The sequence below is a fragment of the Bacillus sp. JS genome (assembly GCF_000259365.1).
GTDB lineage: Bacteria > Bacillota > Bacilli > Bacillales > Bacillaceae > Bacillus > Bacillus stercoris.
Genome location: NC_017743.1, coordinates 59,461 through 79,139 on the forward strand (window position 1 = coordinate 59,461; position 19,679 = coordinate 79,139).

At 43.5% G+C, this 19,679-nt stretch carries 17 protein-coding genes and 2 tRNA genes; all 19 read left to right on the top strand.

The features are described from left to right. Positions 1-100: 100 nt before the first annotated feature. The gene (pth, locus tag MY9_RS00325; RefSeq protein ID WP_003226727.1) at positions 101-667 is read left to right on the top strand and encodes an aminoacyl-tRNA hydrolase; all 567 of its coding nucleotides are present in this window, start codon (positions 101-103) and stop codon (positions 665-667) included. Positions 668-726: 59 nt separating this feature from the next. Then, positions 727-957: an anti-sigma-F factor Fin gene (gene fin, locus MY9_RS00330; RefSeq protein WP_014662488.1), complete on the top strand. Its 231-nt coding sequence runs from the start codon at positions 727-729 to the stop codon at positions 955-957. A gap of 69 nt (positions 958-1,026) precedes the next feature. Continuing rightward, positions 1,027-4,560: a transcription-repair coupling factor gene (mfd, locus tag MY9_RS00335; RefSeq protein WP_014662489.1), complete on the top strand. Its 3,534-nt coding sequence runs from the start codon at positions 1,027-1,029 to the stop codon at positions 4,558-4,560. A gap of 135 nt (positions 4,561-4,695) precedes the next feature. Next, a complete protein-coding gene (gene spoVT, locus MY9_RS00340; protein ID WP_014662490.1) occupies positions 4,696-5,232 on the top strand; it encodes a stage V sporulation protein T in 537 nt (178 codons plus the stop codon). A gap of 182 nt (positions 5,233-5,414) precedes the next feature. Beyond that, positions 5,415-7,013, top strand: a complete 1,599-nt coding sequence (locus MY9_RS00345) for a putative polysaccharide biosynthesis protein (protein WP_014662491.1) — start codon at positions 5,415-5,417, stop codon at positions 7,011-7,013. Further along, on the top strand, positions 7,003-8,472 hold the full coding sequence (gene mazG / locus MY9_RS00350; protein ID WP_014662492.1) for a nucleoside triphosphate pyrophosphohydrolase: 1,470 nt from the start codon (positions 7,003-7,005) through the stop codon (positions 8,470-8,472). Before MY9_RS00345 ends, mazG begins: the two co-directional genes overlap by 11 nt. A gap of 2 nt (positions 8,473-8,474) precedes the next feature. Continuing rightward, positions 8,475-8,735: an RNA-binding S4 domain-containing protein gene (locus tag MY9_RS00355; protein WP_014662493.1), complete on the top strand. Its 261-nt coding sequence runs from the start codon at positions 8,475-8,477 to the stop codon at positions 8,733-8,735. 78 nt (positions 8,736-8,813) lie between these two features. Further along, positions 8,814-9,116, top strand: coding sequence for a sporulation protein YabP (gene yabP / locus MY9_RS00360; protein WP_003226714.1), 303 nt, complete (start codon positions 8,814-8,816; stop codon positions 9,114-9,116). Beyond that, entirely contained in the window at positions 9,113-9,748 is a 636-nt protein-coding gene (gene yabQ / locus MY9_RS00365) for a spore cortex biosynthesis protein YabQ (RefSeq protein WP_014662494.1), read from the top strand. The genes yabP and yabQ overlap by 4 nt, the downstream gene beginning before the upstream one ends. Positions 9,749-9,765: 17 nt before the next feature. Continuing rightward, positions 9,766-10,143, top strand: a complete 378-nt coding sequence (gene divIC / locus MY9_RS00370; RefSeq protein ID WP_040081060.1) for a cell division protein DivIC — start codon at positions 9,766-9,768, stop codon at positions 10,141-10,143. Positions 10,144-10,223: 80 nt separating this feature from the next. Then, on the top strand, positions 10,224-10,610 hold the full coding sequence (locus MY9_RS00375) for a S1 domain-containing RNA-binding protein (RefSeq protein WP_003218379.1): 387 nt from the start codon (positions 10,224-10,226) through the stop codon (positions 10,608-10,610). Between the two features lie 168 nt (positions 10,611-10,778). Further along, positions 10,779-10,855, top strand: a tRNA-Met gene (locus MY9_RS00380). Between the two features lie 9 nt (positions 10,856-10,864). After that, positions 10,865-10,936: transfer RNA gene (locus tag MY9_RS00385), tRNA-Glu, on the top strand. Between the two features lie 199 nt (positions 10,937-11,135). Next, positions 11,136-13,619: a stage II sporulation protein E gene (gene spoIIE, locus MY9_RS00390; RefSeq protein WP_040081059.1), complete on the top strand. Its 2,484-nt coding sequence runs from the start codon at positions 11,136-11,138 to the stop codon at positions 13,617-13,619. Between the two features lie 84 nt (positions 13,620-13,703). Continuing rightward, positions 13,704-14,441, top strand: coding sequence for a VWA domain-containing protein (locus MY9_RS00395; RefSeq protein WP_003243782.1), 738 nt, complete (start codon positions 13,704-13,706; stop codon positions 14,439-14,441). Continuing rightward, positions 14,407-15,423 (top strand): serine/threonine protein kinase PrkT, encoded by a 1,017-nt coding sequence (prkT, locus tag MY9_RS00400; RefSeq protein ID WP_014662496.1) that lies wholly within the window; start codon positions 14,407-14,409, stop codon positions 15,421-15,423. The genes MY9_RS00395 and prkT overlap by 35 nt, the downstream gene beginning before the upstream one ends. Before the next feature lie 103 nt (positions 15,424-15,526). Next, entirely contained in the window at positions 15,527-16,945 is a 1,419-nt protein-coding gene (tilS, locus tag MY9_RS00405) for a tRNA lysidine(34) synthetase TilS (protein ID WP_041521233.1), read from the top strand. Beyond that, the gene (gene hpt / locus MY9_RS00410) at positions 16,942-17,484 is read left to right on the top strand and encodes a hypoxanthine phosphoribosyltransferase (RefSeq protein WP_014662497.1); all 543 of its coding nucleotides are present in this window, start codon (positions 16,942-16,944) and stop codon (positions 17,482-17,484) included. The genes tilS and hpt overlap by 4 nt, the downstream gene beginning before the upstream one ends. Positions 17,485-17,581: 97 nt before the next feature. Beyond that, positions 17,582-19,495, top strand: a complete 1,914-nt coding sequence (gene ftsH, locus MY9_RS00415; protein ID WP_014662498.1) for an ATP-dependent zinc metalloprotease FtsH — start codon at positions 17,582-17,584, stop codon at positions 19,493-19,495. Positions 19,496-19,679 lie beyond the last annotated feature (184 nt).

Genomic DNA, 19,679 nt, shown 5'->3' on the forward strand with positions numbered 1-19,679 from the left:
AAGGCGTAACCCTCCCGCGGTTACGTCTTTTGTGCTAGAATGAGAAGAATTATAGCCCGTTTATGAAGGCGGGAGTTATGTGACTAAGGGAGGATTCGCCATGCTTGTGATTGCCGGTCTCGGAAACCCGGGAAAGAACTATGAAAATACACGGCATAATGTCGGATTTATGGTGATAGATCAGCTTGCAAAGGAATGGAATATAGAGCTGAATCAAAATAAATTTAACGGATTATACGGAACCGGATTTGTTTCCGGCAAAAAGGTTCTACTTGTTAAACCGCTTACATATATGAATTTATCAGGAGAATGTTTGCGGCCTTTAATGGATTACTATGATGTCGATAACGAAGATTTGACAGTCATTTACGACGATCTCGACCTTCCGACTGGCAAGATTCGGTTAAGAACGAAAGGAAGCGCCGGAGGACACAACGGCATCAAATCACTGATCCAGCATCTTGGAACATCCGAGTTTGACCGTATCCGCATCGGAATCGGCCGGCCTGTAAACGGCATGAAGGTCGTTGATTATGTGTTAGGCTCCTTTACCAAGGAGGAGGCACCTGAGATCGAGGAAGCCGTTGATAAATCTGTGAAGGCTTGTGAGGCTTCTCTGAGTAAACCGTTTTTAGAAGTCATGAACGAATTTAACGCAAAGGTATAAAATGAAACAACAAAGTCCATACTACACCAAAATGACTTTTTCATCAGGAGGTCCCTTGTATGGCTTTGCATTATTATTGTCGTCATTGCGGAGTGAAAGTAGGCAGTCTCGAATCTTCAATGGTATCGACAGACTCACTTGGATTTCAGCACTTAACAAATGAGGAAAGAAACGATATGATTTCTTATAAAGAAAATGGAGATGTCCATGTTTTGACGATATGTGAAGACTGCCAAGAGGCGTTTGACCGAAATCCGCATTACCACGAATATCACACATTTATTCAATAAAAAGCTTTGGTGTAGACACTAGACCAAAGCGTTTTTCTGTTCTCACAGGAAACAGAGAGGAGGGGCCATATGGACAACATTCAAACCTTTATAAAAGAAAGCGATGACTTTAAATCCATCATCAACGGTTTACACGAGGGCCTGAAGGAACAACTGCTCGCGGGTCTGTCGGGTTCCGCGCGTTCTGTTTTTACTTCTGCCCTGGCTAATGAAACGAATAAGCCTATCTTTCTCATCACCCATAACTTATATCAAGCCCAGAAAGTAACAGATGATCTGACTTCACTTCTAGAGGATCGGTCTGTCCTTTTGTACCCCGTCAATGAACTCATTTCATCAGAAATCGCAGTGGCAAGCCCTGAATTGCGGGCGCAGCGATTAGATGTCATTAATAGATTAACGAATGGAGAAGCGCCGATTGTCGTTGCTCCTGTAGCTGCCATCAGAAGAATGCTGCCGCCTGTAGAGGTGTGGAAAAGCAGCCAGATGCTCATTCAAGTAGGGCATGATATCGAACCTGACCAGCTAGCGTCACGGCTGGTAGAGGTAGGGTATGAACGGTCTGATATGGTATCTGCGCCCGGAGAATTCAGTATTCGCGGAGGAATCATTGATATTTATCCGCTGACTTCAGAAAATCCGGTGAGAATTGAACTTTTTGACACTGAAGTCGATTCAATCCGCAGCTTTAATTCAGATGATCAGCGGTCAATTGAGACCCTTACTTCGATCAATATCGGTCCTGCGAAGGAATTAATTATCAGACCGGAAGAAAAAGCGCGGGCGATGGAGAAAATCGATAGCGGTCTTGCTGCGAGCTTGAAAAAATTAAAGGCTGACAAGCAAAAAGAAATACTTCATACGAATATTTCTCACGATAAAGAACGCTTGTCTGAAGGCCAGACAGATCAGGAGCTCGTGAAGTATCTCTCATATTTCTATGAAAAGCCTGCTAGTTTACTAGATTATACACCTGAAAATACACTTCTGATTTTGGATGAAGTCAGCCGGATTCATGAGATGGAAGAACAGCTTCAAAAAGAAGAAGCAGAGTTTATAACAAATCTTCTTGAGGAAGGCAAGATTTTGCATGACATTCGTTTGTCATTCAGCTTCCAAAAAATAGTGGCTGAACAAAAACGGCCTCTGCTGTACTATTCTTTATTTTTGCGGCATGTACAGCATACGAGTCCGCAAAATATCGTCAATGTGTCAGGCCGTCAAATGCAGAGTTTCCATGGGCAAATGAACGTGCTCGCGGGTGAAATGGAGCGTTTTAAAAAATCAAATTTCACTGTTGTGTTCTTAGGAGCAAACAAGGAACGTACACAGAAATTGTCATCTGTTTTGGCTGATTATGATATCGAGGCCGCCGTGACAGAAAGCAAAAAAGCGCTTGTTCAGGGACAGGTCTATATCATGGAAGGTGAGCTCCAATCGGGATTTGAGCTGCCATTAATGAAGCTTGCCGTTATTACGGAAGAAGAACTGTTCAAAAACCGTGTGAAAAAGAAGCCGCGAAAACAGAAGCTTACCAATGCAGAGCGCATCAAGAGCTATTCTGAGCTTCAAATTGGTGATTATGTCGTTCATATTAATCACGGGATCGGAAAATACCTGGGAATTGAAACCCTTGAAATCAACGGAATTCATAAAGACTATTTAAATATTCATTATCAGGGAAGTGACAAGCTTTACGTCCCTGTAGAACAAATTGATCAGGTGCAAAAATATGTCGGCTCCGAAGGAAAAGAGCCGAAGCTGTATAAATTAGGCGGAAGCGAATGGAAACGGGTTAAGAAAAAAGTAGAGACATCCGTTCAGGATATTGCTGATGACTTAATTAAGCTCTATGCCGAAAGAGAAGCGAGCAAGGGATACGCGTTTTCTCCTGACCATGAGATGCAGCGTGAATTCGAATCAGCTTTCCCTTATCAAGAGACTGAGGATCAGCTCCGTTCGATTCACGAAATCAAAAAAGACATGGAAAGAGAACGTCCGATGGACCGCTTGCTGTGCGGAGATGTGGGCTACGGTAAAACAGAGGTTGCCATACGTGCCGCGTTTAAGGCGATCGGCGACGGAAAGCAGGTAGCTCTGCTCGTTCCGACAACCATTTTGGCACAGCAGCACTATGAAACCATTAAAGAGCGCTTCCAGGACTATCCGATTAATATCGGCCTTCTCAGCAGGTTCAGAACAAGAAAAGAAGCAAACGAAACAATCAAAGGATTGAAAAATGGGACGGTTGATATCGTCATCGGGACGCATCGGCTGCTATCAAAAGATGTCGTGTATAAAGACTTAGGGCTCCTCATCATTGATGAAGAGCAGCGTTTCGGTGTAACCCATAAAGAAAAGATCAAGCAAATTAAGGCCAATGTTGATGTTTTAACGCTAACAGCAACGCCGATTCCTCGTACGCTGCATATGTCTATGCTTGGCGTAAGGGATCTTTCAGTCATCGAAACTCCGCCGGAAAACCGCTTCCCCGTACAGACGTATGTTGTGGAATACAATGGCGCTCTTGTCAGAGAGGCAATTGAACGTGAGCTTGCACGCGGGGGCCAGGTCTATTTCTTGTACAACCGGGTAGAGGACATCGAGCGGAAAGCGGATGAGATCTCAATGCTTGTCCCTGACGCAAAGGTGACGTACGCCCACGGAAAAATGACAGAAAATGAATTAGAAACCGTTATGCTGAGTTTCCTTGAAGGAGAATCAGACGTTCTCGTCAGTACAACCATTATTGAAACAGGTGTGGACATCCCGAACGTCAATACGCTGATCGTATTTGACGCCGACAAGATGGGGCTTTCTCAGCTTTACCAGCTGCGGGGGCGTGTCGGCCGTTCTAACCGTGTGGCGTATGCGTACTTCACATACCGTCGGGATAAAGTGCTGACAGAAGTAGCTGAAAAAAGGCTGCAGGCTATTAAAGAATTCACTGAGCTAGGTTCCGGTTTTAAAATCGCAATGCGTGACTTAACCATTCGCGGAGCCGGGAATCTTCTTGGCGCCCAGCAGCATGGCTTCATCGATTCGGTCGGATTTGACCTCTATTCCCAAATGCTGAAAGAGGCCATTGAAGAACGTAAAGGAGACACAGCGAAGACAGAGCAGTTTGAAACAGAAATTGATGTCGAGCTTGATGCGTATATTCCAGAAACATATATTCAAGACGGCAAACAGAAAATTGATATGTATAAACGCTTTAGATCTGTGGCGACAATCGAAGAGAAGAACGAGCTTCAGGATGAAATGATCGACCGTTTTGGAAACTATCCAAAAGAAGTCGAATACTTGTTTACTGTTGCAGAAATGAAGGTTTATGCGAGACAGGAACGTGTCGAGCTGATTAAGCAGGATAAAGACGCTGTCAGATTGACGATCTCTGAAGAAGCAAGTGCTGAAATTGACGGACAGAAGCTGTTTGAGCTTGGCAATCAATATGGCAGACAAATCGGACTGGGAATGGAAGGGAAAAAACTCAAAATCTCCATACAGACGAAAGGCCGTAGTGCCGATGAGTGGCTCGACACCTTGCTGGGCATGCTGAAGGGCTTAAAAAATGTGAAAAAGCAAACCATTTCATCAACGTAAATTTTGTTACTCTCTGGTGTATATTACATTTGATGTGACGGATACTAATTTCAAGCGAGGCGGAAGGTACATAAAGTAACTGCTTTAGGTCTTTCCCACATATATATACCATCAAATGAAAGAGAGGCACCAGAGATGAAAGCAACCGGTATCGTACGTCGTATTGATGACTTAGGTCGGGTCGTGATTCCTAAAGAAATTCGAAGAACTCTGAGAATCAGGGAAGGCGATCCGCTTGAGATTTTTGTGGATCGTGACGGAGAAGTGATTTTGAAAAAGTACTCTCCGATCAGTGAGCTTGGAGACTTTGCAAAAGAGTATGCAGACGCGCTTTACGACAGTCTCGGCCATTCAGTGCTGATTTGTGATCGTGATGTATATATTGCCGTGTCTGGCAGCTCCAAAAAAGATTACTTAAACAAGTCAATCAGCGAAATGCTGGAAAGAATAATGGATCAGCGCAGCTCTGTGCTTGAGAGTGATGCGAAATCAGTACAGCTTGTGAATGGCATAGATGAGGACATGAATTCTTATACTGTCGGCCCAATAGTGGCGAATGGCGATCCGATAGGTGCTGTGGTGATTTTTTCAAAAGATCAATCAATGGGCGAAGTAGAGCATAAAGCCGTTGAAACAGCAGCTGGATTTTTGGCTCGTCAAATGGAACAGTAGGTCTTATTCCTTTTATCGAAAATAGGTATGAAAAGAACAGCTCTCCTTTGAGACGCTGTTCTTTTTCATGCGTGCCGAAATAGGATTCCAAGGGTTGGGATATGGTATAATAACCTCGTTTTTATTTGTGCCGCGGTAATACGTGAACCGTATTGCCCTTGACGTTGGGAAGGAGCTTTTGGATGGACGATTCAATAGGCGTTAAACGGCATTGGGTTTGGCAGGGGGCATTTGTTTTAATTCTGGCAGGCGTCATCACAAAAATTTTAAGCGCCGTTTACAGAGTCCCGTTTCAAAACATTGTCGGCGATGTTGGATTCTATATATATCAGCAGGTATATCCCTTTCTTGGTATTGCGGTTATGCTGTCAACATCAGGATTTCCGGTCATTATTTCGAAACTGATGAATGATTATAGCGAAAAAAATCATCACACTATATTAAAAATATCAGCGTGTTTTTTGTCTTTAATCGGTATGTTATTATTTCTTTGTTTATATTTGGGGGCTGTTCCCATCGCGCTCTTTATGGGGGATTCGCATCTCGCTGAGTTAATTCAAGTGACCGCGTATGCATTTCTGTTGTTCCCATTTGTCGCGTTGCTTAGAGGCGGTTTTCAAGGGCGGCACGAAATGCTCCCTTCGGCTCTATCACAGATGACAGAGCAGTTTCTGCGAGTTGCAGTGCTCTTAGGGTTATCATTTTGGCTCGTCAAAAAAGGAGCCTCACTTTATACTGCGGGAGCGGCAGCAGCTTCCGGATCTCTTGCCGGAAGTTTCGTTGCATTGATAATACTCGGATTTTTTTGGTTCAAAATGGGAAGAGACAAGCAAACGGGTAGGCAAAATGAAAATGACATCACAACAAAAGAATTAGCGAAAAAACTGCTGTTATATTCGGTTACAATTTGTGTAAGCAGTTTGCTGCTTTTGTTTATCCAGCTTGTTGATGCTTTGAATTTATATGCTTTGCTATCAGGTGGTGAGGCAAGCGAAGAAGCGAAACGCCTAAAGGGAATTTATGATCGGGGACAGCCCTTGCTGCAGCTCGGCTCAGTGTTTGCCGTAAGCATTGCGACGTCACTCGTTCCGTATATTTCTATGGCTGTAAAAAACAAAGAGCTGAAGATCATGAAAGAAAAAATCACGTCATCTTTGAAACTGTGCCTTGTGCTCGGTACAGGCGCATCGGCTGGGTTAATTTGTATTCTTAAGCCGGTGAATATCATGCTGTTTCAAAATGGAGAAGGGACAGGCGCGATACAAATATTTAGCAGCTCTATTTTGTTTGCATCTATGGCGGTAACGGCAGCGGCAGTCTTACAGGGCGCGGGGTACACAGTTTTTCCTGCGATAGCGGTAGGCATGGGTGTTGCAGTGAAATGGGTGTTAAACACTCTTTTGGTTCCGCGCTATGGGATTGAAGGTGCATCGCTTGCGACAGCGGCTTCTTTTGCTGCTGTCGCCGGCCTTAACTTGTATCAGCTTCGGCAAAAGGAATGGCTCGATAAGCTTAGAGGTGTTTTGATTCCGATTATTGGATCTGCTCTTTTGATGTCAGCTGTTTTGCTTGCTTATACGCGTCTCTGGACTTTCTTGTTTCCTGCAACAGGAAGAGGAGCGGCTGTGATTGAGAGTCTTTCTGCTGTTGCTATTGGTGGCGCGGTGTTTATTTATTGTATGATGAGATTGGGAATATTTACAGATGAAGAGCTGAACAGTGTGCCATTCGGCAGCAAGTTAAGCAAATTCATGAGAAGGAGAGAACAAAATGGCGGGTAAAATTACTGTCGTCGGACTTGGTGCCGGAGACATGGACCAATTGACAATTGGTATACACAAGCTGCTGACGAAGGCAGATACGCTGTATGTCAGAACCAAGGATCATCCTTTAATTGAGGAGCTTGAAAAAGAAACGAAGAACATCCGTTACTTTGACGATATATATGAGAAGCATGATCAGTTTGAGGCGGTATATGAAGAAATTGCTGACATCCTCTTTGAAGCGGCGCAGCATGAGGATGTGGTTTATGCTGTACCGGGACACCCGTTTGTCGCAGAAAAAACAGTTCAGCTGCTGACGGAGCGGCAGGAAAAGGAAAATGTTCAAGTGAAAGTCGCGGGGGGACAAAGTTTCCTTGATGCCACATTCAATGCCTTGCAAATCGACCCGATTGAAGGTTTTCAATTTGTGGATGCCGGCACATTGTCCGCGGATGAGCTAGAGCTCAGCCATCATTTGATTATATGTCAGGTTTACGACCAAATGACGGCCTCAGAAGTGAAGCTGACATTAATGGAGAAGCTGCCTGATGATTATGAGGTCGTGATCGTGACTGCAGCAGGCAGCCGTGACGAAGATATCAGGACAGTGCCATTATTTGAACTGGACCGCAATGTCGCCTTGAATAACTTAACAAGTGTGTATATTCCGCCGATTAAAGAAGAGAAGCTTCTTTATCACGAATTCTCCACGTTCCGAAGCATCATCAGAGAGCTTCGCGGACCTAATGGATGTCCGTGGGATAAAAAGCAGACGCATCAGTCATTAAAGCAGTACATGATTGAAGAATGTTATGAGCTTCTCGAAGCAATTGACGAAGAAGACACAGACCATATGATCGAAGAGCTTGGCGACGTTTTGCTTCAGGTCTTGCTTCACGCGCAAATTGGTGAAGATGAAGGTTATTTCACAATTGATGATGTCATAAAAGGAATCAGTGAAAAAATGGTCCGAAGACATCCCCATGTGTTTAAAGATGTTAAGGTTCAGGATGAGAACGATGTATTGGCAAATTGGGAAGATATAAAAAAGGCTGAAAAAAACACATCTGAATCATCGTTATTAGACAGCGTACCGAAGACTCTTCCAGCTCTTTCGAAAGCTGCTAAATTGCAGAAAAAAGCAGCGAAGGTCGGTTTTGACTGGGAAGACGTCAGCGATATTTGGGAAAAGGTAAGTGAGGAAATGAAGGAATTTTCTTCTGAGGTTTCTGAAGCTCCTCATGAACACAATCTTAAAGCCGAGTTTGGCGACATTTTGTTCGCGCTGGTGAATGTAGCCCGCTTCTACAAAATAGAGCCAGAGGAAGCGCTGACTATGACTAATGACAAATTCCGGAGACGGTTCTCATACATTGAAGAAACAGCGAAGGAAAAGGGAATCGAGCTGGCTGATATGTCTCTTGAGGACATGGACAAACTGTGGAACGAAGCAAAAGAAACTGAGAGGAGATCATAGATATGAGATTAGATAAATTTTTAAAAGTATCACGGCTGATCAAACGACGTACACTAGCGAAGGAAGTAGCTGACCAAGGACGAATCTCTATAAACGGAAACCAGGCGAAAGCAAGCTCTGACGTAAAACCGGGAGATGAACTAATGGTCCGCTTCGGACAAAAGCTTGTAACGGTTCAAGTTAATGAATTGAAAGACACAACGAAAAAAGAAGAAGCTGCAAATATGTATACGATTCTAAAAGAAGAAAAACTCGGCGAATAGGCTTGTTCTAAAAAAATCCCCCTCCTCATACAATGCAGTAATAGTGCTAAAAGTATCGAGGATATGGGGGCTGAATAGATGAATTCATATTATGATCAAAAAGGTTCTTCGTCTGTTCCGGAACAGCATGATGTGACAATGAAAGGCCGGAAGCATTTAGATATTTCTGGGGTTAAGCATGTGGAGAGCTTCGATAATGAAGAATTCCTGCTAGAAACGGTGATGGGAATGCTCTCCGTCAGAGGCCAAAACCTGCAGATGAAAAATCTAGATGTGGAAAAAGGGATTGTTTCTATTAAAGGCAGGGTATTTGATTTAGTGTACTTAGACGAACAACAAGGGGATAAAGCTAAAGGATTTTTTAGCAAGTTGTTTAAATGACGCTGACGACACAATTCTATACAATGCTGGCGATGTCCGGTATGGGTCTCTGGCTTGGTGCTTCGCTTGATACATACCGGCTCTTTGTCATTCGTGCTAAAACAGCCAGATGGCTATTATTTATTCATGATATTCTTTTCTGGATTGTGCAAGGGCTGCTTTTCTTTTATGTCTTGCTTCATGTAAATGAGGGAGAATTCAGGATTTACATCTTTTTAGCGGTTCTGCTGGGCATTGCGACGTATCAGAGCCTTTGCAAACGAATCTATATAAAAATACTGAAATTCGTCATTTACCTTGTTGTTTCTGTTTATCAATTCTTCAAAAAACTCATTCAGCACGTGTTATTTCGTCCTATTGTGTGGACATGCGGAGCGATCATCTGGATGGCGGCATTTTTATTCAAGAAAACATACCGCCTGATCGGTTTTCTCCTGCTGTGTCTTTATAAAATAGTCATGGTTCTGTGTTTTCCGATCCGTTTTATCGTGAAACAATGTTTGAAACTTCTTCCTGTGAGAATGCGTCTAACTTTTAGACGTTTATTTGAAAAAGGTGCAGGATTTCTCAAAAAGAAGAAGAAACTATTGATAACCATAAGAACGACCATCACAAGTTTTTTGAAGAGATGAAAGGAGGACCGTCTGGTTTGAATTTTTCCAGGGAACGAACGATAACTGAAATACAAAACGACTATAAAGAACAAGTGGAACGGCAGAATCAGCTGAAGAAAAGAAGACGCAAAGGGCTGTACAGACGGTTGACTGTATTCGGCGCCCTAGTATTCCTGACGGCAATTGTGCTGGCAAGCTCTGTATGGTCCCAAACATCTTCCCTTAGCGCAAAAGAAGAAAAGAAAGAACAGCTTGAAAAAGAACTGAAAAATTTAAAGACAAAACAAGCGGATTTAAAAGAAGAAATATCCAAATTGAAGGATGAGGATTACGTCACAGAGCTTGCCAGAAGGGACTTATTCATGTCTGGAGACGGAGAAATTATCTTCAATGTGGAGAAGAAGAGCAAGTAGCCTTGTTGACACTTAAATTTTTATTTAGGTATAATTAAGCAAACGATCTTTTTATAAGCCTAAGGAGGAGCACTTTTTTTATGTCGATTGAAGTTGGCAGCAAGTTGCAAGGGAAAATTACAGGTATTACAAATTTTGGAGCATTTGTTGAATTGCCTGGAGGCTCAACCGGTCTCGTTCACATTAGTGAGGTAGCTGATAATTATGTCAAAGACATTAACGACCACTTAAAAGTCGGCGACCAAGTTGAAGTGAAAGTCATCAACGTTGAAAAAGACGGGAAAATTGGTTTATCTATTAAAAAAGCTAAAGACCGTCCGCAAGCCAGACCTAGAAATGATTTCCGTCCGAAAGAATCTTTTGAACAGAAAATGAATAAGTTTTTAAAAGACAGCGAAGATCGCTTGTCATCTTTAAAACGCAATACGGAATCAAAACGTGGAGGGCGCGGAGCAAGAAGAGGATAACTTGCTGCTTTCTATAAAATAAATGAAGCATCCGTTCATCCCGACGGATGCTTTTTTATTATCCTCACCCTCTCCAATAGTTAGAAAATTACAACATTAAAGTTTCTGTTGACGAAAGAGACAAACCTTTGTATTATATAACTTGTGCTTAGAAGCACAAAACAATATGGCGGTGTAGCTCAGCTGGCTAGAGCGTACGGTTCATACCCGTGAGGTCGGGGGTTCGATCCCCTCCGCCGCTACCATATTTGTTTGGCCCGTTGGTCAAGCGGTTAAGACACCGCCCTTTCACGGCGGTAACACGGGTTCGAATCCCGTACGGGTCATCCTAAAAAATCGGTTTCTCTTGCAGAAACCGATTTTTTTCATTTTTAGACAACATTCCAGAAATTCTTTTGATAAACGAATATCAAGGCAGAAACCGTCGAAGATTTCTTCAGTATTGTTACCTTCTTTTGACAAAATCCTATCAGTGCATTCGCTATAATGACAGGCAACGAATATAACAGGTGGGAGATGAGAGGAATGGAAAAAGCAGAAAGAAGAGTGAACGGGCCAATGGCGGGACAGGCTTTGGAAAAACTCCAATCGTTTTTTAACAGGGGAACGAAGCTGGTGACCCATCATTTGCATTCACTGTTTTTCTATAAAGGATTCATTTATGTCGTCATCGGATTTTTGCTTGGACGAGCTTTCATATTATCCGAGGTGCTTCCTTTCGCACTTCCTTTCTTTGGAGCGATGCTTCTCATCAGAAGAGACAAAGCGTTTTATGCGGTTTTGGCCGTGCTTGCAGGTGCGCTGACTATATCTCCGAAGCACTCATTGCTCATACTAGCGGCATTGCTGGCATTCTTCGTATTTTCTAAAGTGGCTGCTTTCATTACCGACGATCGCGTAAAAGCACTCCCGATTGTCGTGTTCTTCTCCATGGCTGCAGCAAGAGCCGGGTTTGTTTATGCCCAAAATGGCGCATTTACAACCTATGATTATGTAATGGCTGTCGTTGAGGCTGGACTATCGTTTATCTTAACATTGATTTTCCTTCAGAGCCTTCCAGTTTTCACTGTGAAAAAAGTGAAACAATCATTAAAAATAGAGGAAATCATTTGCTTTATGATCCTGATTGCTTCTGTGTTAACGGGACTGGCCGGCTTGTCCTACCAAGGGATGCAGGCAGAACATATATTGGCTCGCTATGTTGTATTGAGTTTTTCCTTTATTGGCGGAGCAAGCATTGGATGTACGGTTGGCGTCGTGACCGGCCTGATTCTTGGCTTGGCGAATATCGGAAACCTCTATCAAATGAGTCTGCTTGCTTTTTCCGGTTTATTAGGCGGCTTGCTGAAGGAAGGGAAAAAAGCAGGTGCGGCGATCGGCCTGATCGTTGGGTCGCTTCTTATATCTTTATATGGTGAAGGCTCTGCCGGTCTGATGACAACGCTCTATGAGTCACTAATCGCAGTCGGCCTGTTTTTGCTCACACCTCAATCTATTACAAGGAAAGTGGCGAGATATATTCCGGGAACTGTGGAGCATCTTCAAGAGCAGCAGCAATACGCAAGAAAAATCCGAGATGTCACTGCTCAGAAGGTAGACCAGTTCTCCAATGTATTTCACGCGCTGTCTGAAAGCTTTGCAACCTTTTACCAAGCATCAGACGAACAGACAGATGACAGCGAAGTGGATCTGTTTTTAAGCAAAATCACGGAGCATTCCTGTCAGACGTGTTACAAGAAAAACAGGTGCTGGGTACAGAACTTTGATAAAACATATGATTTAATGAAACAAGTTATGCTTGAAACAGAAGAAAAAGAATATGCATCAAACCGAAGGCTGAAAAAAGAGTTTCATCAGCATTGTTCTAAATCAAAGCAGGTTGAAGAGCTGATTGAGGATGAACTCGCACATCATCATGCCCATTTGACGCTCAAGAAAAAAGTCCAGGACAGCAGGCGTCTTGTTGCCGAACAGCTTTTAGGCGTTTCTGAGGTCATGGCCGACTTTTCTCGGGAAATAAAAAGAGAGCGAGAACAGCACTTTCTGCAGGAAGAGCAAATCATAGAGGCACTTCAGCATTTCGGAATTGAGATTCAGCATGTAGAGATCTATAGCCTCGAACAAGGAAATATCGATATTGAAATGACGATTCCGTTCAGCGGACATGGAGAAAGTGAAAAAATCATTGCCCCTATGCTTTCTGACATTCTGGAAGAACAAATTCTTGTGAAAGCCGAACAGCACTCTCCGCATCCGAATGGATACAGCCATGTCGCCTTTGGATCAACTAAATCATACAGGGTGTCTACAGGTGCAGCACACGCTGCGAAGGGCGGCGGCCTTGTCTCCGGCGACAGCTACAGCATGATGGAGCTAGGAGCCAGAAAATATGCTGCGGCAATCAGTGACGGAATGGGCAATGGCGCAAGAGCGCACTTTGAAAGCAATGAAACGATCAAGCTTCTTGAAAAAATCCTTGAATCCGGCATTGATGAAAAAATAGCAATTAAAACGATTAACAGCATACTGTCCCTAAGGACAACTGACGAGATATATTCCACACTTGACCTATCTATTATCGATCTACAAGATGCAAGCTGTAAATTTTTGAAGGTTGGATCGACGCCTAGCTTTATCAAACGGGGTGATCAGGTCATGAAAGTTCAAGCGAGCAATCTGCCAATCGGTATTATTAATGAATTCGATGTGGAGGTTGTGAGTGAACAGTTAAAAGCGGGTGACCTCTTAATTATGATGAGTGATGGCATTTTTGAGGGGCCTAAGCATGTGGAAAATCACGACTTATGGATGAAGCGTAAAATGAAAGGGTTGAAAACAAATGACCCGCAGGAGATTGCCGATTTGCTTATGGAAGAAGTCATCCGCACAAGGTCCGGCCAAATTGAGGACGATATGACTGTTGTTGTCGTCCGGATTGATCACAATACACCGAAGTGGGCATCCATTCCTGTTCCGGCAATCTTTCAAAACAAACAAGAAATTTCATAACGCTTTCGTATAAATCAAATTTCTTCTGGCGAAGATGGGAATATATGAATCTGAGAATCCGCGTATTCTCCAGGAGGAATGAATGTGAATAACGGACATTTAAATCAAATTTTGCTGATAACGGATGGCTGCTCGAACCATGGGGAAGACCCGCTTGCAATGGCTGCTTTTGCTAAAGAGCAGGGGATTACGGTAAACGTCATAGGTATAATGGAAGAAAATCAAATTGACCCTGAGGCTATGAAGGAAGTTGAAGGGATTGCACTTGCCGGAGGCGGCGTGCACCAGGTCGTTTATGCATCTCAGCTTTCACAAACCGTTCAAATGGTAACAAAAAAAGCGATGACGCAAACCCTGCAAGGTGTCGTCAATCAAGAACTGAAACAAATTCTCGGAAAGAATGTGGAAATGGAAGAGCTTTCTCCGGAAAAACGCGGCGAAGTCATGGAAGTGGTAGACGAGCTTGGAGAAACGGTGCATCTTCAGGTTTTGGTTCTTGTTGATACAAGTGCAAGTATGGCGCCAAAGCTTCCAACAGTAAAAGAGGCGCTGATTGATTTGTCTGTCAGCCTCAATTCCCGAATCGGGAATAACGAATTTGCGATGTGTATATTTCCCGGGAAAAAACAAGAGGTCGAGCTTGTGCTGAACTGGACACCGAAGCTGCAATCTCTTTCCACCCTCTTTGCAAAGCTTTCGACAGGAGGCATCACGCCGACAGGTCCGGCGATTCGTGAAGCGACACTGCAATTTGAAAAAATACGCTCAAGAAGGGGCATGCTGGCAGATGATGAACGACGCTTTGACGAGTTTGGCATGTAGCCTAAAGCCTGGTACGACAATCAAAGGCAAGTGGAATGGAAACACTTATACATTGCGTAAACAGCTTGGTAAAGGGGCCAATGGAATTGTGTATTTGGCAGAAGCATCAGATGGACATGTTGCCTTAAAGGTGAGTGATGACAGCCTGTCGATTACTTCTGAAGTGAATGTCTTGAAATCTTTCTCAAAGGCCCAGTCCGTTACGATGGGGCCTTCTTTTTTTGATACGGATGATGCCTATATTCCCAGTGCCAATACGAAGGTTTCATTTTATGCAATGGAATACATAAAAGGGCCGCTGCTTTTGAAGTATGTCAGTGATAAAGGAGCAGAATGGATACCGGTATTAATGATTCAGCTATTATCCAGTTTATCGCTGCTTCACCAGCAAGGATGGATATTCGGCGATCTTAAACCTGATAATCTGATCGTAACTGGCCCGCCCGCAAGGATCCGCTGTATTGATGTGGGCGGCACGACAAAGGAAGGCCGGGCGATAAAAGAGTATACGGAGTTTTATGACAGAGGCTATTGGGGGTATGGAACAAGAAAGGCAGAGCCATCCTACGATTTGTTCGCGGTTGCTATGATTATGATCAACAGTGTGCACAAAAAAGAATTTAAGAAAACAAACCAGCCCAAAGAACAGCTTAGGTCGCTCGTTGAAGGAAACCCGTTGCTGCATAAGTATAAAAAAGTGCTTCTTTCAGCCTTGAACGGAGAATATCAATCGGCAGATGAAATGAAGAAGGATATGCTCGACGCGGGGCAAAAAGCAGTACAAAGAAAACAACCTATAAAAACATCACCGCAGCCTGCCGCACGACAGAGGCAGCAAAAACCTCGTCAAGGAAAAGTAGCGAAGACCCGGTACACCCCAAAACAGAAACCGGCTAAGTCTGGGGGGTTATTTGAAACAACGCTCATCGTGATCAGTGTTTTAGCGCTTTATTTCGCCTACATTATCTTTTTCTTAATCTGAATGGCGCAAACTCCAGAGCCTATGCTTCTTCTTTGCTTGGAGGGATTGAAAGTGATAGGATATGAATATCTTTAAAATACCTGCTCATTGTGAGGAGGACATTGTGAAAAGTGTCAAAGATTTTTTAAACAAACACAATCTTACGTTAAAAGGGGCGACAATTATTGTAGGCGTTTCCGGCGGTCCGGACTCAATGGCTCTTCTTCACGCATTGCATACTTTATGCGGCCGTTCAGCAAATATTATTGCAGCTCACGTTGATCATCGGTTCAGAGGCGCGGAATCCGAGGAGGATATGCGTTTTGTCCAAGCTTATTGTAAGGCTCAACAGCTCGTGTGTGAAACGGCTCAAATCAATGTAACCGCATATGCGCAGGAAAAAGGACTCAATAAGCAGGCTGCAGCACGTGATTGCCGCTATCAGTTTTTTGAGGAAATCATGTCAAAGCACCAAGCGGACTATCTGGCGCTTGCTCATCATGGAGATGACCAGGTTGAAACAATGCTTATGAGATTGGCTAAGGGCGCGCTTGGAACGGGGCTTACGGGAATGCAGCCGGTTAGACGTTTTGGGACGGGGCGGATCATCAGGCCGTTCCTAACGATTACAAAGGAAGAGATCCTTCGCTATTGCCGTGAAAACGGCTTGAGCTACCGGACGGATGAAAGCAACGCCAAAGATGACTACACAAGAAACAGATTCAGAAAAACAGTGCTCCCGTTCTTGAAAAAGGAGTCTCCGGATGTGCATAAAAGGTTTCAGAAAGTGAGTGAAGCACTGACGGAAGATGAGCAATTCTTACAGTCATTAACGAAAGATGAAATGAATAAAGTAATCACAAGCCAGTCTAATACATCAGTTGAAATCAATTCCTCTCAATTGCTTGCCCTCCCGATGCCTTTACAAAGAAGAGGAGTTCAACTAATATTAAACTATCTTTATGAAAACGTTCCATCATCCTTTTCAGCCCATCACATTCAACAGTTTCTTGATTGGGCGGAAAATGGCGGTCCTTCAGGAGTATTGGACTTTCCGAAAGGGCTGAAGGTGGTCAAATCATATCAGACATGTTTGTTTACATTTGAACAATGGCAGTGCAAAAATGTTCCCTTTGAATACCAAATAAGCGGAGCTGCTGATGAAACGGCAGTGCTCCCCAATGGATATCTGATAGAGGCAAAGCATTATACGGATTCGCCTGAAGAACATGGGAATGCTGTTTTTATCACAAGTGAAAAAAAGGTGCAATTTCCCTTAACTATCCGGACAAGAAAAGCTGGAGACCGGATCAAACTAAAAGGGATGAACGGCACAAAAAAGGTAAAGGATATATTTATTGATAAGAAAATGCCTCTCCAAGAAAGAGACAACTGGCCGATTGTGACGGACGCAAGCGGTGAAATTATCTGGATACCTGGCTTGAAAAAATCAATTTTTGAAGATCTTGTGATTCCAAACAGCGACCGCATTGTATTACAATATAGACAGCATGAAAAGTGTAGGGGGCAAGCAAAATCATGATGAAACATGATATCGAGAAAGTACTGATCTCAGAGGCAGAGATACAAGAGAAAGTAAAAGAGTTAGGCGCAGAATTAACGAGCGAGTATCAAGATACATTTCCGTTGGCAATCGGTGTGTTAAAAGGAGCACTTCCTTTTATGGCGGATCTTATCAAGCATATTGATACATATTTGGAAATGGATTTCATGGATGTATCAAGCTATGGAAATTCTACGGTTTCTTCTGGAGAAGTCAAAATCATTAAAGATTTGGATACATCTGTAGAGGGCCGGGACATCTTAATTATTGAAGATATCATCGACAGTGGGTTAACCTTAAGTTATCTCGTAGAGCTCTTCCGATACCGTAAAGCAAAATCAATTAAGATTGTTACCCTTTTGGATAAACCGAGCGGAAGAAAAGCGGACATCAAAGCAGACTTTGTAGGTTTTGAAGTTCCTGACGCGTTTGTAGTGGGTTACGGACTTGATTATGCTGAGCGCTATCGCAATCTGCCTTATATCGGAGTGTTAAAACCGGCAGTTTATGAAAGCTGATCGGCAGCCTGCTTCCGAGATGGTTATTGTTTGTATTGGAATGATTTTCTATGGTACTATTGAACATAGTTGTGCTTACTGTGGGAGGAGGTAAGGAATGAATCGGGTCTTCCGTAATACCATTTTTTATTTACTTATTTTATTAGTAGTAATCGGGGTTGTGAGCTACTTCCAGACCTCAAATCCGAAAACAGAAAATATGTCGTACAGTACGTTCATCAAAAACCTGGATGACGGGAAAGTTGATAGCGTATCGGTTCAGCCTGTCAGAGGTGTTTATGAGGTAAAAGGGCAGCTGAAAAACTACGACAAAGATCAATACTTTTTGACTCATGTTCCTGAAGGAAAGGGAGCAGACCAGATATTTAACGCTTTGAAAAAAACGGACGTAAAGGTTGATCCCGCTCAAGAAACAAGCGGATGGGTGACATTTCTGACGACCATCATCCCGTTTGTTATTATCTTTATTCTGTTTTTCTTCCTGCTCAATCAGGCTCAAGGCGGCGGCAGCCGTGTCATGAACTTTGGTAAGAGTAAGGCGAAGCTGTATACAGAGGAAAAGAAACGCGTCAAATTTAAAGACGTTGCAGGGGCTGACGAAGAAAAGCAAGAACTCGTTGAAGTTGTTGAGTTTCTGAAAGATCCCCGCAAGTTTGCCGAGCTTGGCGCCAGAATACCGAAAGGCGTGCTTTTAGTCGGACCTCCGGGTACCGGTAAAACATTGCTCGCCAAGGCTTGTGCAGGTGAAGCCGGTGTACCTTTCTTCAGCATCAGCGGATCTGATTTCGTTGAAATGTTTGTAGGTGTCGGTGCTTCCCGTGTGCGTGACTTGTTTGAAAATGCGAAAAAGAATGCGCCATGTTTGATTTTCATTGATGAAATTGACGCAGTGGGACGCCAGCGTGGAGCGGGTCTCGGCGGCGGACACGATGAACGTGAACAGACGCTAAACCAATTGCTTGTTGAAATGGACGGATTCAGCGCTAATGAAGGAATTATCATCATTGCTGCGACGAACCGTGCGGACATCTTGGACCCAGCCTTACTTCGTCCGGGACGTTTTGACCGTCAAATCACAGTGGATCGTCCAGATGTCATTGGCCGTGAAGCTGTATTGAAAGTCCATGCGAGAAACAAACCGCTGGATGAAACGGTTAACCTTAAATCAATTGCCATGAGAACACCAGGCTTCTCAGGCGCTGACTTAGAAAATCTCTTGAATGAAGCTGCGCTTGTGGCGGCTCGTCAAAATAAGAAAAAAATCGATGCGCGTGATATTGACGAAGCGACGGACCGTGTAATTGCCGGACCTGCTAAGAAGAGCCGCGTTATCTCCAAGAAAGAACGCAATATCGTGGCTTATCACGAAGGCGGACACACTGTTATCGGACTCGTTTTAGATGAGGCAGATATGGTTCATAAAGTAACGATTGTACCTCGGGGTCAGGCTGGCGGTTATGCTGTTATGCTGCCAAGAGAAGACCGTTACTTCCAAACGAAGCCGGAGCTGCTTGATAAAATTGTCGGCCTCTTGGGCGGGCGTGTTGCTGAAGAGATTATCTTCGGTGAAGTCAGCACAGGAGCGCACAATGACTTCCAGCGTGCGACGAATATTGCAAGACGAATGGTTACGGAATTCGGTATGTCAGAAAAACTGGGGCCGTTGCAATTTGGACAGTCTCAGGGCGGTCAGGTATTCTTAGGCCGTGATTTCAACAACGAACAGAACTACAGTGATCAAATCGCTTACGAAATTGATCAGGAAATTCAGCGCATCATCAAAGAATGTTATGAACGCGCGAAACAAATCCTGACTGAAAATCGTGACAAGCTTGAATTGATTGCCCAAACGCTTCTGAAAGTTGAAACGCTTGACGCTGAACAAATCAAACACCTTGTCGATCATGGAACATTGCCAGAACGCAATTTCTCTGATGATGAGAAGAATGATGATGTGAAAGTAAACATTCTGACAAAAACAGAAGAAAAGAAAGACGATACGAAAGAATAATTCGCTTTCTCTCTAAAAACTGCCGGCTGACGCTGGCAGTTTTTTTATGTAAATGATGGGCTCAGCTGCGTCTTTTACAATCATCCAAATCTGGTATCGATTTGTTTACAAATGAGCCGCTGATCGTGTATGGTATTGTAGAATGTTTGTAAAAAGTAAAGTAGAGAAACTATTCAAAAGTGGT

Coding starts and splice junctions, on each gene's coding strand:
- spoIIE (WP_040081059.1), top strand. CDS start 11,136: ATGGAAAAAGCAGAAAGAAGAGTGAACGGGCCAATGGCGGGACAGGCT.
- yabP (WP_003226714.1), top strand. CDS start 8,814: ATGAATTCATATTATGATCAAAAAGGTTCTTCGTCTGTTCCGGAACAG.
- mfd (WP_014662489.1), top strand. CDS start 1,027: ATGGACAACATTCAAACCTTTATAAAAGAAAGCGATGACTTTAAATCC.
- MY9_RS00345 (WP_014662491.1), top strand. CDS start 5,415: ATGGACGATTCAATAGGCGTTAAACGGCATTGGGTTTGGCAGGGGGCA.
- spoVT (WP_014662490.1), top strand. CDS start 4,696: ATGAAAGCAACCGGTATCGTACGTCGTATTGATGACTTAGGTCGGGTC.
- yabQ (WP_014662494.1), top strand. CDS start 9,113: ATGACGCTGACGACACAATTCTATACAATGCTGGCGATGTCCGGTATG.
- prkT (WP_014662496.1), top strand. CDS start 14,407: ATGATGAACGACGCTTTGACGAGTTTGGCATGTAGCCTAAAGCCTGGT.
- ftsH (WP_014662498.1), top strand. CDS start 17,582: ATGAATCGGGTCTTCCGTAATACCATTTTTTATTTACTTATTTTATTA.
- pth (WP_003226727.1), top strand. CDS start 101: ATGCTTGTGATTGCCGGTCTCGGAAACCCGGGAAAGAACTATGAAAAT.
- MY9_RS00375 (WP_003218379.1), top strand. CDS start 10,224: ATGTCGATTGAAGTTGGCAGCAAGTTGCAAGGGAAAATTACAGGTATT.
- MY9_RS00355 (WP_014662493.1), top strand. CDS start 8,475: ATGAGATTAGATAAATTTTTAAAAGTATCACGGCTGATCAAACGACGT.
- mazG (WP_014662492.1), top strand. CDS start 7,003: ATGGCGGGTAAAATTACTGTCGTCGGACTTGGTGCCGGAGACATGGAC.
- fin (WP_014662488.1), top strand. CDS start 727: ATGGCTTTGCATTATTATTGTCGTCATTGCGGAGTGAAAGTAGGCAGT.
- hpt (WP_014662497.1), top strand. CDS start 16,942: ATGATGAAACATGATATCGAGAAAGTACTGATCTCAGAGGCAGAGATA.